The sequence below is a fragment of the Alphaproteobacteria bacterium US3C007 genome (genome assembly GCA_034423775.1).
Taxonomy (GTDB): domain Bacteria; phylum Pseudomonadota; class Alphaproteobacteria; order Rhodobacterales; family Rhodobacteraceae; genus Thalassovivens; species Thalassovivens spotae.
Genome location: CP139918.1, coordinates 1,183,696 through 1,200,791 on the forward strand (window position 1 = coordinate 1,183,696; position 17,096 = coordinate 1,200,791).

A 17,096-nucleotide genomic window follows, 5' to 3' on the forward strand; every position below is an offset into this window, starting at 1 on the left:
CAGCGCGGGGTTTAAAAACCGCCATGACGGCGCTTTAAAAGCGTGATAGGCGAGCCGAATGAATGAGATTCCAAGCAAACGCCAAATTCTAGATTGGATTGCGGCCAATCCGACGCAAACCGCAAAACGCGATATTGCCAAAGCATTTGGCATAAAGGGCGCTGCGCGGGTTGATTTGAAAAAGCTTTTACGCAGCTTAGAGGCTGAGGGGCATCTGCAAAAGCGTAAGAAAACTTATCGTGATCCGGAAAAGCTGCCCCCTGTCAGCGTGGTGCAGGTTTTGCCGGCCACCAGCACTGGCGATTTGTTTGCCAAAGCGCTGGAATGGCAAGGCGATGGTATGGAACCCGCCATTTTATTGGTTATGAAAGCTTCTGATCCTGCGCTGGGCGCGGGTGATCGCATTTTGGCCCGGCTCACCGAAATTGAGGGAGAAGGCTATCAATATGAAGGTCGCCTGATCCGCCGAATCGCCGCCAATCCAAGCCAGATCTTGGGGGTTTTCAGGCAAGCTGCGGAAGGGGGGCGCATCGTGCCCGTTGAGCGGTCGGGCAAAGAATGGCAGGTTGGTCCCAATGATGCCGGCGGCGCAAAAGATGGTGAATTGGTTGAAGCAGAGCAAGCGGGCCCAAAATCGCGCATGGGATTGCCGCGCGCAAGGGTGATGACGCGTTTGGGGGATCCCTCTGCGCCAAAAGCGGTGTCTCTGATTGCAATTCACCAACATGATATCCCTGATCATTTCCCCGAAGATGTGGTGCATGAGGCCGAAGCGCAACGCGCGGCAGGGGTAGAGGGCCGCGAAGATTTGCGAGATATGCCCTTGGTCACCATTGATCCGGCGGATGCGCGCGATCATGATGATGCTTGCTATGCGCATGAGGATGACGCGGCTGATAATCCGGGCGGGCATATCATTTGGGTGGCGATCGCGGATGTGGCGCATTACGTACGGCCCAATTCAAACTTGGATCGTGAAGCCCGCAAGCGCGGCAATTCCACTTATTTTCCAGACCGGGTGGTGCCGATGCTCCCGGATCATCTCTCGGGCGATTTGTGCAGCTTGCACGAAGATGTGCCACGGGCCTGTTTGGCGGTGCGGATGCAAATCAGCGCGGAGGGCGTGAAGCTAGGGCAAAGTTTTCACCGCGGTGTGATGAAATCCGCCGCGTCACTCACCTATGAAGAAGTGCAGTCGGCCTATGAGGGTGTTTCTATTAGCAAGCGCGCAGCGCCATTGTTAGAGCCTGTTATCAAGCCCTTATATGAGGCTTACGCCGCCTTGGTTCGGGCACGCGAAATTCGCCAACCTCTTGAGCTGGATCTGCCCGAACGCAAAATCATCTTGGATGAAGACGGGCAAGTGGCCTCGGTAAATTTTCGCGATCGTTTGGATGCGCATCGCTTGATTGAAGAATTTATGGTCTTGGCGAATGTGGCCGCTGCGGAGGCTCTGCAAGCCAAACAGGTGCCGCTTTTGTTTCGCGTGCATGAAGAACCTTCGCCCGAAAAGCTTGATGCGCTGCGTGAAACAGCGCAGGCGGCCGGGCTTAACTTGGCCAAAGGCCAAGTGTTGCAAACACGGCATTTAAACGCGCTGCTTACGCAAGCTGAGGGCAAGGATGAAGCTGAACTCATCAATATGTCAACGTTGCGTTCAATGACGCAGGCTTATTACAGCCCGCAGAATTTCGGCCATTTTGGATTGGCTTTGCGCTCTTATGCGCATTTTACCTCGCCCATTCGCCGCTATGCCGATTTGATCGTGCATCGGGCGCTTATTCGGGCGCATGGCTGGGGCAAGGATGGGTTGAGCGCAGAAGAAGAGGCCCTGCTGGATGAGACTGCGCAGAAAATTTCCGATACAGAGCGGCGCTCAATGGTGGCAGAGCGCGATACGACGGATCGGTATCTTGCCGCCTATTTGAATGAGCGCAAAGGCTCAGAATTTACCGCCCGGATCAGCGGCATTGCGAAATTTGGCGTGTTTGCGCGTTTGGATGAAAGCGGCGCTGAGGGGTTGATTCCTATCCGAACTTTAGGCCGCGAGTATTTTCATTATGACAAACAAACCAATAGCCTACTTGGTTCTGAGACAGGGCTTTTACTCAGTTTAGGGCAGGTTATTGAGGTAAGGTTAAGCGAAGTTATCGCAGAATCCGGTAGCGTTGCGTTTGAATTGTTAAGCGTCGAAGGCAACGCATTACCCAAATCTGGGCGTAAAAATGCGCGCCCGGTAAAGCGCAAATTGGGCAAAGCGCGGAAAAAATCTGATAAGGTAAAGCGGAGCGTTAAACGAAAGCGTTAGGATGTGATGGATCAGGGGTTTCGGGCATGGGCAACGAAGTTTGCAGAGCGCGTTGCGGGGCGGTTTGACGCAGATTTTCTGCATAAAACAGTGCTCAGTTTTCAATTTCTTCCCGAGGTGATTGAAAAAGACCGGTTTCAGCCTGAAACGGAGATGCCAATCTGGACCTATCTTCAAAAAACATGCTCATCCGAGCGTGTTGCGCAGGGCCAGCAACTTCTAACAAAATTTCAAACCTCTCTAGATGAAATTGTGCATGCTTATGGCGTACCGGCGCAGGTTTTACTGGCCGTTTGGGGTTGTGAAACCGCTTACGGATCAAATCGCGGCGGCTTTTTTGTTTTAGATGCTTTGGCCAGCCTTGCGTTTGAGGGGCGCCGGGCGGCGTTTTTTGAACAGCAATTGATTGCCGCCTTGGATATTTTACAAGCCGGAGACGTGTCAGCTAAGCGTTTCTTGGGCAGTTGGGCCGGCGCTATGGGCCATACGCAATTTATGCCGTGCTCTTATCTTCAGCACGCGGTTGATTTTGACGGCGATGGGTTTAGCGATATTTGGTCGGACAGCCCGGTTGATGCTTTGGCTTCAACGGCTGCGTATTTGCAGGCGCAGGGTTGGCGCTCAGGGCAGATTTGGGGCGCAGAGGTTTTTCTATCACCGGAGGCCGCATTGGATTTGCCCCCTCCTGACACGGCCCTGAACCCGTCAGATTGGACGATGAGAGGTCTGACACCTTATCAAGATTTACCCGAAAACGGCCTTGCCAAGCTGATCCTTCCCGCTGGTATACAGGGCCCGAAATTTATGGTTCTGGAAAATTATACCGCTTTATTGACCTATAATCCTGCGCAGGCTTATGCGCTGTCAGTCTGCGCGTTAGGTGATGCGATTGCGGGCGGGTTGGGCCTTGTTCAACCTTGGCCTATTGGCGAGGCTGCGCTGAGTCGCAACGAAAAGCGCAACGTGCAAATCGCCCTCAGCGCGCTTGGCTATGACACGTTTGGCGCAGATGGGCTTATGGGTCCAAACACCGCGGCGGCGCTCTGGAGGTATCAACGCGACCAGGGATATGTTGCTGATGCCTATCTAAGCCGGGCTTTATGGGCCGAGCTTGCCGGTTAGGGTCTTTCTAAGATCTGGGCTATCCTTCGCCGAAGGGGATCCAAACGGTTTTTGATTGGCTGGCTTCTGCCAGAAAGCTTTTTCCTTCACCCTCTGTTGAAAACCAATCTCGATCCTGTCCGTAATTGACCCAGCTGCGTTTTAAACCCAGCGCGCTTTGCGTTTCAATTTCCGTAGATAAATCGCTGGACGAAAAGCTCCATATGGCGTCAATATTCAAATGGCTGGCCAGAGGTGCGGCCAACTCCGAATGGGCGCCGGTTAACAGATTAACAACGCCCGCAGGGACATCCGAGGTCTCTAAAATCTGATAAAATTCGGTGGCGATCAACGGGTAGGGCTCAGAGGCCACCATAACAACGCGATTGCCCATCGCCAAAGCCGGCCCAAGCAGCGAGACCAGCCCAAGTAGCGGCGCGTCATCCGGGCAAAAGGTGCCGATCACGCCAACCGGTTCGTTCAAAGCCAATGCCACGCCGCGCAAGGGCACATCGCGCACTGCCCCATCATATTTATCCGCCCAGGCTGCATAGGTGAACAGGCGCTCTAGGCTGGCCTCAACCTCTGCTGCGCCATTTGTTTCACCCGTGTAGAGGTTGATTTTTGTGGCAAATTCAGCGGCGCGTGCCGAGAGATTTTCGGCAATGAAATATAGAATTTGGGCGCGTAAATGCCCGCTTGATCCAGACCATTTTACGGCCCCCTGTGCGGCTTCAACTGCGTTGCGGATATCTTTTCGATTGGCGCTTGGAACATCGCTGATGAAATTTCCGGCGGCATCAAACACAGCCGTAGAATATCCGCTATCTGGTCGCGTTTGTTTGCCGCCAATATACAGTTTGGCGGTGCGATCAAGGCCGAAAGCTACAGATTTTGGACCTGTTTTTGCCAAAATAGGTTTTAAGGATCTGGCGGTGGTCTGGGCTTTGGATTTGGTATAGGCGGTCAAGCCTTCCCAGCCACCTTCCCGGCCAAAGCCGCTTTCGCGAATGCCGCCAAAGCCGGCCGCGGCATCGAACATATTGGTGCCATTTATCCAAATGACCCCGGCCTTTAAAGCTGGTGCCAAACCAAGGCAAAGATTTACGTTTTCACTCCAGATCGATGCGGCCAGCCCGTAGCGGGTGTTATTGGCAAGCTGTACGGCTTCTTGCGGCGTGCGAAAACTGGTTGAAACAAGCACCGGCCCGAAAATCTCTTCCTGCATCAACGGGTCAGATGGGCTGAGCCCGGTCAGCAGCGTTGGGGGATAAAAGCAGCCCTGTTTGGGCAGATCAATATTGGGCTGAAAGCAGGTGCCGTTTGTGTTTGCATCAACCAAGCTGTTTACCCGTGCAACTTGCGCCGGGTCAACCAAGGGCCCCATATCGACAGATTTATCGAGCGGATTGCCCAGCCGCAGTTTTGCCATCCGGGCGCGGATTTTATCATGCAAGCGATCGGCCACTGCCTCTTGCACCAACAGCCGCGATCCTGCGCAGCATACTTGCCCTTGATTGAACCAAATTGCATCAACCAAGCCTTCTACCGCGCTGTCAAGATCGGCATCATCAAACACGATGAAGGGGGATTTTCCCCCCAATTCAAGAGTGAGCTTTTTGCCGCTGCCTGCGGTGGCTTGGCGAATTTTGCGCCCCACATCGGTGGATCCGGTAAAGGCAATCTTATCGATATCAGGGTGGTTCACCAGATGCTCGCCCACGGTGCCATCGCCGGTGATGATGTTTACAACTCCGTTTGGTACGCCGGCCTGCATACAGATTTCGGCGAATAAAAGAGCTGTGAGCGAGGTGTATTCAGCCGGTTTCAAAACCACGCAATTGCCCATTGCCAAGGCCGGCGCAATTTTCCATGCCAGCATCAGAAGTGGAAAATTCCAAGGGATGATCTGGCCGCACACGCCCAGCGCTTGCCGGTTGGGAAGTTCGCTGGCCATCAACTGGGCCATGCCGGCGTGATAATAAAAATGCCGGTGTACAAGCGGGATATCAATATCGCGGGATTCACGAATGGGCTTGCCGTTATCCAGCGTTTCTAATGTGGCGAAAAGCCGGCTGTGCTTTTGAACAAGCCGGGCGATGGCGTATAAAACACGCGCGCGTTGATGCCCGCTTTGCGCGCCCCAATCCGCTTGCGCGGCGCGGGCACTGGCCACGGCGTTATGCACATCTTGCTCGCTGGCTTGGGCGATTTTTGCCAAAGCCTCGCCGGTGGCGGGATTGCGGCTTTGAAAATGATCAGAACCTTCGCAGTTTGCGCCATTTATGAAATGCCCAAATCTGCGATCGTGGTTTTGCAGCCATTGTGTTGCCTCCTGCGTGGCTTCAAGGGCGGGGCCGTAGTCCATCGTTTCAAATATTTCTTTTACGCTCATAGGGGATGTCCAAATTTAAGCTTAAGCCAATGCATGCCGGTGCCCTGCAGAATATGCACCGGTGACGTGATGTTCCAATTGCCGTTCAATATCGCCCAAAAGTGACGAAGCTCCAAAACGGAACAGATCCGCCCGCAGCCATTGATCACCCAGTTCTTCTTTGATCATGCTAAGATAGACTAAGGCATCTTTGGCTTTTGAAATGCCACCGGCGGGTTTGTAGCCAACCGCATATCCGGTGCGGTCATGATAGTCGCGGATAGCGCGCACCATCACTAATGAGACGGGCAAGGTTGCGTTGACGCTTTCTTTGCCTGTTGAGGTTTTGATGAAATCAGCGCCGCCCATCATGCAAATCAATGAAGCCCGCGCCACGTTGCGCAGGCTACCAAGCTCGCCCGTGGCTAAAATCGCTTTTACATGGGCCTCGCCGCAGGCCGCGCGAAACGCTTGCATTTCGTCATATAGTGCCTGCCAGTTTTGGGTTAACACATGCCGGCGCGAAATCACGATATCGATTTCGCGCGCACCGGCCGCGACGCTGGCTTTGATTTCAGCAATGCGCAGCTCTAAGGGCGACAATCCGGCAGGAAAGCCGGTAGAGACCGCCGCCACGGGAATGCCGCTGCCCTTTAAGGCCGAAACGGCGGTTTCCACCATGTCGTGGTAAACGCAAATTGCGCCGGTTTGCAAAGACGCGATATCCAGCGCTTTGAGAAGATCATCCCTAAGCGGTCGGCGCGCCTTATCGCAAAGCCGTTTGACACGCGCCTTCGTGTCATCACCCGACAGGGTGGTCAGATCGATGCAGGTGATTGCGCGAAGCAACCAAGCGGCTTGATAGTCTTTTTTGACGCTGCGTCGCGCGCCCAGGCTTGCTGCGCGGCGTTCGATCGCAGAAGTATTGGCTTGTGCGGCGCCCACCCAATCAAGATCCAAAGCCATCCCTGGGTTTCTTGTTGAATGGGATGCAGTCGATTGTGGAAAGGCTGATATGTTTTGCTCTGACATGGGTGTTTCTCAAATTCTGCAGGAGTGATCCTGTCATGCGCTCTGCCTCTTGGCAAGCATCTGCGCCGCCAAAGAGGGTTTGAACGCCGTTGAGAGCACGCGCCGCTTTACGCCGAGGCGCAACAAGAGTTTAGACGTCAGGGCCAGAATTTGACGGCGCGGTGGCCCCGCAGCTTTTGCTTTTTAAGAAGGCCTGCGCGGGCATCGCAAGCAATCGTGCTGCCCTATGTTGCGTAATTTGCGCCCTCATCCTGAAGAATGCGCTTTAGCTCGCCGAAATGTCGTATTCCCTGTTCGGGATATTCCTCAACTTCTTGTGCTGTTTTTTCGGCAATTTCATCGGGTAAAACGCGTAAATCTTGGCCTGTTTGTAAGGCGCGAATATAGGTTTCTGCGGCCCGTTCAAAATAATATAAACGGTTAAACGTGTCCGCCACACTATTGCCCAAAACCAGAATGCCGTGATTGCCCATGATCAACACTTTTTGTTTTGGATCTGTCAGCAAGCTTGCGCAGCGCGTACCCTCTTCTTCAAAGGCCAGCCCGCCATAATGATCATCAATCACATAGCGGTTGAAAAACATCGCAGAGTTTTGATCAATCGGAAGCAGGCGGCTATCTTGTAAACTGGCCAAGACCGTGGCGTGAATTGAATGCACATGCATGGCGCATTTTGCGTGCGGGCAATGACGATGCACCGCGCCATGAAGCCCCCATGCGGTTGGATCTGGCGCATTCGGACCCTCAAGCGTTTTGGGATCATTCGCGTCGATCAGCAATAGATCGCTGGCTTTGATGCGTGAAAAATGCATTTGGTTGGGGTTCATTAAAAATTGGCTGCCCTCTTCATTGACTGCCAATGAAAAATGATTTGCCACCGCTTCGTGATAATTCAACCGCACGCACCAGCGAAACGCGGCTGCCAGATCAACCCGTTCTTGCCAAAAGTCCATATTTTTACGCAGGGGCTCAACCGTCATATTATTCTCCAAATCTTGGCTCAACATCTACCTAGTATGAATGAAAATCAAGGCTTTGATCGACCGCGCTTGCACCCTTTTCTGGGTGTTGGCGTGCTCTGCTTAGGCCAAAGGGCGAGACGGTATCCACATATAGCCATCTGGGCAAAGTATTGTTGCTTCGCGCAAGCCATGCGGCTTATCGGTTGCGGGCGCTAAAACCATGCAGCCATAGGCCTGCGCCTTTGTGCAGGCTTGATCCGGATCACTGTTATAAAGGCGAAGTTCAATGCCAGTGCCGCGCGGCAGATTTTCGGGCAAATGCGGATAGCTTGGATGCGTTGCGAAGCTTTTATCGCTATGCAGCTGAAATATATCATCTTGATATAGTATAAGGGCAAAATCAGCGCCTAACTGGCTTGGGTATAATTCAAAAACGGTCTCTAAGGATTGGGCTGTTTGTTCAGGGCTTTTTTACAATGATGTTCACTCCAAGACCGGTGAGCGATTTGCCAAATTCTTCTGCTGAAACCATGTTGTAATCCATTGAGGTTTCTCCGCTATAAGGCTTTGATCCCACTGTCTAAGGGTAAGGTGGGCTATGTGATACAGCGTGGTCTTTGTAGTAGTGTTTCTAAAGTCTGATATATACTTTAGCATGAATATGGTTTGTTATGTTTTAAAAATAAGGTTTATTTATGGTTGAAGGTTCTAAAATACACACCCCTGATGCGCGTCCTGAAACAGCGTTTTATGATCCGGATAAGGCCGTGGCCTATTTAAATGTTTTGTATCAAGACGCGGTAGGATTTTTGCAAAGCCGGTTTGATGAAGTGCTGCGTTCGGGCAGCACTGGGCATCGCTATCGTGCGTTTTACCCGCAGATTAGCGTGCAGGTTGATAGTTTCAGAAGCATCGATAGCCGGTTAAGTTTTGGCCATGTGACAAGCCCTGGTAGTCACACAACCACGATCACACGCCCAGATTTATTTGCCGGGTACCTGCGCCAACAAATCGAATTGTTGGTAGAAAACCATGATTCCCCGATCCTTATCGGTCCGTCTGAAACGCCGATTCCCTTGCATTTTGCGCTTTCCGATGAGATCTCGGCGAATAAGGCTGAGGCTCAATCGCAGCCCTTTTTGCTAAGAGATCTGTTTGATGTTCCGGATTTGGCCACAACGAATGATGATATCGTCAATGGCGATGGCGCGCGATCAGCCCAAGAGCCGATGCCTTTGGCGCCATTCACTGCGCAGCGCGTTGATTATTCTTTGGCGCGCTTGGCGCATTACACCGCAACGGATCCAAGCCATTTTCAAAATTATGTGCTTTTCACAAATTATCAATTTTACGTGGCAGAATTCGAAGCTTATGCGCGCCGCGCTTTGGCTGATGAGAAAAGCGGCTATAGCAGTTTTGTCAGTACGGGGAATGTTGAGATCACGCAGTCTGATGCACTGATTGAGCCAGTTTCAAAACTGCCACAAATGCCAAGCTATCATTTAAAACGCCCCGACGGCAGCGGCATCACTTTGGTTAATATCGGTGTTGGCCCCTCAAACGCGAAAACAGCAACCGATCACATAGCGGTGCTGCGTCCACATGCCTGGATTATGGTTGGGCATTGCGCTGGCTTGCGCAATTCGCAAAGCTTGGGCGATTTTGTGTTGGCGCATGCCTATTTGCGCGATGATAAGGTTTTAGACGCAGATCTTCCGGCTTGGGTTCCGATCCCTGCTTTAGCTGAAATTCAGATCGCGCTTGAAACTGCGGTGGCCGATGTCACAAAGCTGCAGGGCTATGAGCTTAAGAAAATTATGCGCACCGGCACCGTGGCCACGGTTGATAATCGAAATTGGGAGCTGCGCGATCAATCTGGCCCGGTTCAGCGTTTAAGCCAATCTCGGGCGGTGGCACTGGATATGGAAAGCGCCACAATCGCGGCGAACGGGTATCGGTTTCGGGTGCCGTATGGAACTTTGCTCTGCGTGTCGGATAAGCCCTTGCACGGTGAGTTGAAGCTGCCGGGAATGGCATCTGACTTTTATAAAACGCAGGTTTCACGGCATTTGGAAATTGGAATAAAGGCGATGGAAAGCTTACAAAACATGCCGCTTGAGCGCTTGCACAGCCGAAAATTGCGCAGTTTTGACGAAACTGCGTTTTTATAGGGGCTAAAATTGAAAAAAAGTATCTTTTTTCGACCAAAACACCCACTATTTGTTGTGTTTATAAACAACATTCAGTTAGAAACGTTCCATGAGGCCCTAACAGTTGGGCAGTGAAGGAGAAAAAAATGTCGAAACCAATGACGAAAACACAACTGATTGCTGCGCTGGCCGAAGATATGGGCTCAGATAAAAAGGCGGCGGCTGCCTCTTTGGACGCGATCTGTAACCTGATCACGCGCGAAGTTTCTGGTGGCGGTGCGGTCACGTTGCCAGGTATTGGCAAAATCATGTGCCGTGAGCGTCCAGAGCGTATGGTGCGTAACCCAGCCACGGGCGAGCAATTCAAAAAAGAAGCGGATAAAGTTGTTAAAATGACAATTGCAAAAGCGCTGAAAGACAGCGTAAACGGTTAAGCCCCGTTGAACTGTTTCAAGAAAGGGTCGCTTTTGGGCGGCCCTTTTTATTTGCCCGTTTCGATGGCGCCCGTGGGTCGTTTTATAGCGAGATTAAAATGGATCTAAGATCTTTGATGCTCGGGTTGGGTTTTGCGCTGATGTGGTCTTCGGCTTTTACGTCGGCGCGGATGATCGTTGCAGAGGCTTCGCCTTTGGCTGCCTTGTCGGTTCGGTTCTTAATTTCCGGTTTATTGGGCGTTTTAATCGCGCGGTTTTTGGGCCAAACCATGCGCTTAACGCAGGCGCAATGGCGGGCGACAATTGTTTTCGGTATTTTTCAAAATGCGATTTATCTTGGGTTAAACTTTGTGGCGATGCAAACCATTGAAGCGTCGGTTGCTTCCATTATTGCATCTTCAATGCCTTTGATGGTGGCGCTGGCTGGCTGGCTGGTGTTTCGGGAAACTCTTCCATTTTTGGGGATCGTTGGGCTGGTGTTTGGCGTTTTGGGTGTCAGTTTAATTATGGGTCTGCGCATCGAGGCAGGGGTAGAGTTGCACGGCCTGGTTTTGTGCCTTATTGCCGCGATGGCGTTAACCGTTGCCACCTTATCCGTACGCGGGGCGGTCGCGGGTGGCAATGTGATGATGATTGTTGGGTTGCAGATGATCGTGGGCGGCGTCAGTTTGGCTATAATCGCCCTTATTTGGGAGCCATTTCAGATCAATCCAACATGGCGGTTGCTGGGGGCGTTTACCTATACCACGCTTATCCCCGGCCTTGCGGCCACTTTTATCTGGTTTAAATTGGTTGGCAGGATTGGCGCTGTGAAAGCCGCAACCTTTCATTTTTTGAATCCGTTTTTCGGGGTATTGATCGCCGCCGCGCTGTTGGGCGAAAACATAGGGCTTTTGGATTATGTTGGCGTGGTAATCATTGCGTTGGGTATTTTGGCCGTTCAGCTATCAAAGCAACATCAAACCAAATCTAGGCCCGCGCGCTGATCGTTACGCAGCGGGGCCGATCTTACCACCTTGATCGCCAACCTGCCCGCGATGCAGCAGCAAGTGGTCTAGAAGAACGCAGGCCATCATGGCTTCGCCGACAGGCACAGCGCGAATGCCAACGCAGGGATCATGCCGCCCTTTGGTGACCACATCGATCGCTTGCCCGTCTTTGGTGATTGATTTGCGTGCTGTTAAAATGGAGGATGTCGGTTTGACTGCAAATCGCAGCACCACATCTTGACCCGTTGAAATTCCGCCAAGAATGCCACCGGCATGGTTGCTCGAATATTGGGGTAAGCCATCCGGCCCAAGCGTTATTTCATCGGCATTTTCTGCACCACTCAATGCGGCAGCTTGCATGCCTTCCCCAATTTCAACGCCTTTTACCGCGTTTATTGACATCATTGCCGCCGCAAGATCGCCATCAAGCTTGCCGTAAATAGGTGCGCCAAGCCCGGCAGGAAGCCCTTGTGCAACGATTTCAATCACTGCGCCAACCGAGCTGTGCGATTTGCGCACCTCGTCTAAATATAGCGCCCAGTCTTTTGCGGCTTTTGCATCGGGCACCCAAAAGGGGTTTTGGTCAATTTCTGACCAGTCAAAATGCGCGCGGTCGATTTTATGCGGGCCCATTTGGCACATGAAGCCGATGATTTTAACCTTTGGTGCTAATTTAGCCAGTGCCGCCCTTGCCACCGCCCCCGCTGCGACGCGCGCCGCGGTTTCGCGTGCAGAAGAGCGACCGCCCCCGCGATAATCGCGAATGCCGTATTTTTGAAAATAGGTGATATCCGCATGGCCTGGCCGGAACGTATTGGCAATATCGCCATAATCCTTTGAACGTTGATCGGTGTTGCGGATGGTCAACTGAATCGGGGTTCCCGTTGTTTTTCCCTCAAACACTCCAGAGAGGATTTCTACGTTATCTGCTTCGCGTCGCTGCGTGGTAAATTTACTTTGGCCAGGTTTGCGTTTGTCTAACCAGGGCTGAATAATGGTTTCATCAAGTCTAATGCCCGGAGGGCAGCCATCAATGGTTGCGCCAATCGCGGGGCCATGGCTTTCCCCCCATGTGGTGACCTGAAATAAATGGCCGAATGTATTCATGCTCATATCAGCGCTCCTTTAAGTTGCTGGATATAAGCACATTGCAGCGGTGACAAGCTTGATTCAAATGCGGTGATGTTGGAAACCTTATTCATCACTAAGCTTTTGCCGCGCTCATTGGCCCGCATGCTGCATTTGACATAACCTAAAAGGCAACATTCGGATGCTGCATTATGCCGAGCCGCCCCTGGCGGCCCGGTTTTTGAATTTAATTTGTTGTTGTGCTGCTGGATGAATTATCATCTGAGGCCAGCAGCGCTAAAATAAACGCGCCAACCACCCATAAACCGGTATTAGAGCCCAAAAATTCTGTGGCCATTGGTTCTTCTGCAACCATCACGGCTTCTTCTTCCATCGCTTCTAATTCGAGACTTCCGGCCCATCCGATAGAAACAGATGTTAAGGCGATTGCGAGACTTGTGCTTATTAATTTATACATAAAATACCCCTTACGATTTAAAATATATCCCTTGGTATTATACAATATTCTTTAGGGCAAGCGGAATTTTATACCAAGCTTATGGTGTTTGGGGGGTCTTGGAAGCTGTATCAGGTTGGGGTTGATACGGGCATTCGACGCTTTATCAGATTCTGCGCTAAGTCAAGAATAATTTTACAAGGATTGAAAAGTAGCCTCAGCTTTGAATAAAGATAGATTGTGACGAAGATTGGAAATATGACAAAAAATCTGCTAGTCAGAAGATTTTTAAATGTTGAAGTAATTGATAAATCTAGTTGTTACTTATCAAGTTGAAACATGAAAAAAAGCGGCCTTAAGGCCGCTTTCTGTCCAAAAATCTTTTGAGATATTTTGTATCAGCTGCTTATGATGCAGGACTCGATGGTGACGCAGGGCTCGAAGGTGAGCTGGTTGAGCTTCCACCACCACAGAGGCCGCCCACGCAAGCGGCGACAACTCCGCATGCTGCTGCCTCAACTATGCTATTTGTACAAATCGTACCGCTAGCAGGTGTTTGTACAAGCGTGGGTGCGTCTCCGGTAGCATCCTCTACGCCGCCAGCGAAAGCAGTTGATGCAGACAATGCTGCGACTGCCAAAATAGTCATTACTTTTCTCATGTTGATCTCCATCGGTTATATCTTGATTTGTGGATATCCTAAATCACACGTTCAATCAATATCATTTCAAGATTTATACCATGCCATTGCATTGATTTTCTGATTAAGCCGTTTTTTTGCACCCAAAATTTATTTTCAAATTGTACTGCTTTGTTTTGACATGTTTCCAACAAGAGCGTTGTGCCATAACTTTTATCGAATATTTTAAAAGGGCTTTTTCCAGCGGAAGACAGCTCACAATTCACTGTTATGATCTCATCTTGATTGTCTTTCACAAGATAACGATAAGAACGGTCATAAAATATGGGTTGTTTTGATGTCTGTGCCTTTGTTAAAGCGGCTTTAAGCGCGGCAACATCTGCACCCATGAGATCATAATTGAACCCGCGTGTTGCCACTAAAACGCCGTCTTTTGTGGTTAAGCTTTTTCCATCTTTCGTTAGCCAAACGTCTGCAAGTGCCGGAAACGGGGCAGATTGAATTGTTGCAATATAGTCACTGTTCAAGATTTCGACCAACACCAATGGCGTGCTGCTGGCGTTGATCATCTTACGCGTAATCGTTTTTCGAGGGTTATATTCAAAGCTTGATTCGCTTTTTCTCAAATCGAGCGAAAATTTTGATTTTAGAACAGTGCTGCTATTTGAGATCTCACTGCAAGCAGAAATCAAGATTAACAGAAATGCTGATAAGAAACGCAATGATTTCATTATTTCCAGAACCTTCCTGCTTCTTTATAAATTGCTTCTGAATGAGAAAAGCGCGTTAGATTATAAAGCCTGTATGGTACATTAAGCTTTTGGCCACCATCTCTGCCCATTACATTGAACTCGATGTGAGGCGTTGCACCGGTTGGTTGCGCAGCTCCCCAATCTAACGGAATTCTGAAAAAGAAACCTTTGTCGAATGAACCCTCGCCAAACTTTTCAAATGGAACATTGGTTATCGTCGCCCAGGTTCCCATTTCCCACCCATTACCAAACTGCCTTGAAAGGCGAAGGGTGTAGCCCCGATCTTCTGCTAAATACTGCCCAGCATCTAACTGCGCTACAAGACCGTTCTCAAAATCGTAATACGCTGACAGGTGACCCGTCGTGGCTTGATACTCTTGTAGGCCCAAGCGGATATCAAAGTCGCGTTGTTGCACGCGGCTGAGCTCTAAGCCAACTCCCAAACGGCTGTTTACAGGTTTCCAAAGCATTTCGCCTGAAACGCCTGCATACATCTTTTCCAAATAACCGGTAGATAGGCGCGCGTAAAGATCGGGCGTGAACTTGGCTAATTTTGTAACGGTAAGTTGATCCAAACTTGGATCTCCATCTCGCCCATAAATAGCATGGTCGCTGCGCACATGAGGTAGCAGAGAATCGGAAGGCCGTAAAACCTCACCAAAACTACTTAAAATTGATTTTCTGATTTCCCCGTCGATGAATAGTCCAGGGCCAAGGGTGAACTCTCCTTTCAACTTTGCCCCTAAATCATACCGAATTGGATCTAACGGATCAAATAGGGAATATTCAAAATAAGGACTGAGAGACCATAAAAATGGTTTTGTGACCGATTGATCTTCCAGGCGGTCTTTTCGGTCTGAAAATTCAATTTTATCCAATATCGCCCGCGACGGGTCCGCTGACAGCGCATAGCGCTCCAGATCCGCCCTTTCGATTTTCGCAGAAAATACAACCATATCAGCATCGATAAACTCGACCGTAAAGGATGCTATATCATCGCCAAGATACTGCGATATCGTACGGGCCGCGCGCCCAAGCGCCTGAGAGGTAGATCTATAACGCGCATTCATCATTTGAAAACGTGCGTGCCCCGACTTAATCTGAATGCCCTTTAACTTTAGGCCAGCTGTTTCAAGGCCTTTTTGCAGATCTTCAAATTTGATAGCTTGCACCGAGGTTTTGTTTGGCGCGAGCGCGCGCGGACGCACGGGCATCGGCGCAAGTTCCTTACCCGGCCCGTTTGGCGGATCTTTGGGATCCATCACAATATGCGCAGATAGAGAAATTTTATCTCCATGCAAAAAGCTGGATTGTAGGAAATAACCCCTACCAGAATTCCAGGATAACCCGTAATTCCAAGGGGTTTGATGCTCAAGATAGGGCGCTTCTCGGTTATATTGATCAGATGAATATTCAAATTTTGCCGTGAACCCTTTGCCCAGATGCCAAGCCAAACCCCCAAAGGCAGCCGTATCGCCTCTGAACCATTCGGTTGATTCAAGCTCACCGCCCCTGCCAAAATCTCGTCCAGCGCGGGTTTTAAACCTCTCGTCAATTTGCCCTAACGGCGAGTCAAACCCACCATAAGTGGCCAACCGACCGAAGCCCAATCCGGCTGTCACTTCAACAGGGCCAACATTTTTTGTGCCCACAACATATTCGCCCGTATACCAACCGGTTCCGATAAAATCATTTAAGCCAATGGCGAAAGCCGGCATATATTGACCTTCATCAACGGCGCGAAAGCGAATATCAAAACTGCGGTCATGGTTATAATAACCCCCCGCTTCATGGCCATTTCGTCCATGGGCTGAATAGCGAAAGCTGGCTGATATTCTTGGTAGGATTTGCGCGGTTAAACTGGTGCGTCGATCCCCATCAAAGCCGCTTTGGCTAAGGACAAGCCGCCCATCTGAATCTGATGCAGCAGTAGGCATATCGATCAAGCCAATTGTGCCGTAGCTCGTGTATGATTGCGAGTCTGCTGAAAGCAAATTGGGCGATAAGACAATAATTGCAATGGTGTTGACCAGTTTAAACATGCGTCTTAAATCAATCATCACCACCTCAGTTCTATGCGATTTTCGCTATCATTAATTTGCGGGCTCTACAATAATCCTTTTCTCCTTTTTGATCGCAAACCGATACTCAAGCCAATGGGTTGACGTAAATTAGGATCAATTTTGAAAAATCGTTTTCTATTCGAAACATCACTTGAAAATATTCATATTTTTAAACTAAACGACCCAATCAAAGCTTTAATATCAATCGTGATTGGCTAAGATTTCATTTATAAAAATATGGCTTGCATCGGCCAAATTATCCTTCCAGGCGCTGGGCGAGTTTTCATCTGCTTGGTCCGATACATATTTAAAACAAGAAAAATGGATGCCTGCCATCTGTGCTAGCTTCGCCAAGGCAAACGCCTCCATATCCACAAGATCTGTTTGCAGTTCAGGCGGTGCTGTTACAAAACTATCGCCAGTGCCGCAAGACAGGCCATGCCCCTGCGCCGAAACGTAAGGCGCCTCTTCGAAAGGGGTTTGCCCCAAGGCAAATCCCATATCGCGGGCATCCATATCGCGTTGGAAGAATTGTGTTACCTCTAGCAAGCCGCTTAATTCTGGGTTTAACGCCCCTGCAGTGCCAAAGTTTATCAAATTCATTGGTTTATAGCGGGCCACATATTCGCTGCCTTTCAGCGCAGCATTCACTTTTCCAACGCCTGTATAAGCTACGTTCCAGCTTGGTATCATCTCATTTGGCAGCTCTGCTTCCAAAGCAACCAATATTAAGGTGTTTTTCGGATCAAACCGCACCATGCTCTCC

General features: G+C 50.2%; 14 protein-coding genes. 5 read left to right on the forward strand and 9 right to left on the reverse strand.

What is annotated here, in order from left to right:
- Nucleotides 1-58: 58 nt before the first annotated feature.
- A complete protein-coding gene (gene rnr / locus UM181_05775) occupies nucleotides 59-2,308 on the forward strand; it encodes a ribonuclease R (GenBank protein WQC64108.1) in 2,250 nt (749 codons plus the stop codon).
- A gap of 6 nt (nucleotides 2,309-2,314) precedes the next feature.
- Nucleotides 2,315-3,430 (forward strand): lytic murein transglycosylase, encoded by a 1,116-nt coding sequence (locus UM181_05780; protein WQC64109.1) that lies wholly within the window; start codon nucleotides 2,315-2,317, stop codon nucleotides 3,428-3,430.
- A 19-nt stretch (nucleotides 3,431-3,449) separates the two neighbouring features.
- Here UM181_05780 and UM181_05785 read toward each other — a convergent pair whose 3' ends face one another.
- The 4 genes from UM181_05785 to UM181_05800 all read right to left on the reverse strand — a co-directional run bounded on the left by UM181_05785 (nucleotide 3,450) and on the right by UM181_05800 (nucleotide 8,095).
- A complete protein-coding gene (locus tag UM181_05785) occupies nucleotides 3,450-5,804 on the reverse strand; it encodes an aldehyde dehydrogenase family protein (protein WQC64110.1) in 2,355 nt (784 codons plus the stop codon).
- 21 nt (nucleotides 5,805-5,825) lie between these two features.
- Complete coding sequence (deoC, locus tag UM181_05790; protein WQC64111.1) at nucleotides 5,826-6,815, reverse strand: deoxyribose-phosphate aldolase; 990 nt, start codon at nucleotides 6,813-6,815, stop codon at nucleotides 5,826-5,828.
- Nucleotides 6,816-7,039: 224 nt separating this feature from the next.
- Nucleotides 7,040-7,795 (reverse strand): class II aldolase and adducin N-terminal domain-containing protein, encoded by a 756-nt coding sequence (locus tag UM181_05795; protein WQC64112.1) that lies wholly within the window; start codon nucleotides 7,793-7,795, stop codon nucleotides 7,040-7,042.
- A 102-nt stretch (nucleotides 7,796-7,897) separates the two neighbouring features.
- Nucleotides 7,898-8,095 carry a hypothetical protein gene (locus UM181_05800; protein ID WQC64113.1) on the reverse strand — a complete coding sequence of 66 codons (198 nt, stop codon included), beginning with the start codon at nucleotides 8,093-8,095 and terminating at the stop codon, nucleotides 7,898-7,900.
- Nucleotides 8,096-8,472: 377 nt separating this feature from the next.
- On the opposite strand from UM181_05800, the gene UM181_05805 reads away from it, so the two are divergent.
- The 3 genes from UM181_05805 (at nucleotide 8,473) to UM181_05815 (ending at nucleotide 11,347) form a co-directional block, all read left to right on the forward strand.
- Nucleotides 8,473-9,948 (forward strand): AMP nucleosidase, encoded by a 1,476-nt coding sequence (locus UM181_05805; protein WQC64114.1) that lies wholly within the window; start codon nucleotides 8,473-8,475, stop codon nucleotides 9,946-9,948.
- 125 nt (nucleotides 9,949-10,073) lie between these two features.
- Entirely contained in the window at nucleotides 10,074-10,361 is a 288-nt protein-coding gene (locus UM181_05810; GenBank protein WQC64115.1) for an HU family DNA-binding protein, read from the forward strand.
- Between the two features lie 98 nt (nucleotides 10,362-10,459).
- Nucleotides 10,460-11,347, forward strand: a complete 888-nt coding sequence (locus UM181_05815) for a DMT family transporter (GenBank protein WQC64116.1) — start codon at nucleotides 10,460-10,462, stop codon at nucleotides 11,345-11,347.
- Nucleotides 11,348-11,350: 3 nt separating this feature from the next.
- Here the strand turns inward: UM181_05815 and aroC are convergent, their stop codons facing one another.
- The 5 genes from aroC to UM181_05840 all read right to left on the reverse strand — a co-directional run bounded on the left by aroC (nucleotide 11,351) and on the right by UM181_05840 (nucleotide 17,089).
- The gene (aroC, locus tag UM181_05820; protein ID WQC64117.1) at nucleotides 11,351-12,463 is read right to left on the reverse strand and encodes a chorismate synthase; all 1,113 of its coding nucleotides are present in this window, start codon (nucleotides 12,461-12,463) and stop codon (nucleotides 11,351-11,353) included.
- Nucleotides 12,464-12,665: 202 nt separating this feature from the next.
- Nucleotides 12,666-12,896, reverse strand: a complete 231-nt coding sequence (locus tag UM181_05825; protein WQC64118.1) for a hypothetical protein — start codon at nucleotides 12,894-12,896, stop codon at nucleotides 12,666-12,668.
- A gap of 678 nt (nucleotides 12,897-13,574) precedes the next feature.
- The gene (locus UM181_05830) at nucleotides 13,575-14,246 is read right to left on the reverse strand and encodes a YjbF family lipoprotein (protein WQC64119.1); all 672 of its coding nucleotides are present in this window, start codon (nucleotides 14,244-14,246) and stop codon (nucleotides 13,575-13,577) included.
- Entirely contained in the window at nucleotides 14,246-16,327 is a 2,082-nt protein-coding gene (locus UM181_05835; GenBank protein WQC64120.1) for a YjbH domain-containing protein, read from the reverse strand. Before UM181_05835 ends, UM181_05830 begins: the two co-directional genes overlap by 1 nt.
- 204 nt (nucleotides 16,328-16,531) lie before the next feature.
- Entirely contained in the window at nucleotides 16,532-17,089 is a 558-nt protein-coding gene (locus UM181_05840; protein WQC64121.1) for a 5'-methylthioadenosine nucleosidase, read from the reverse strand.
- Nucleotides 17,090-17,096 lie beyond the last annotated feature (7 nt).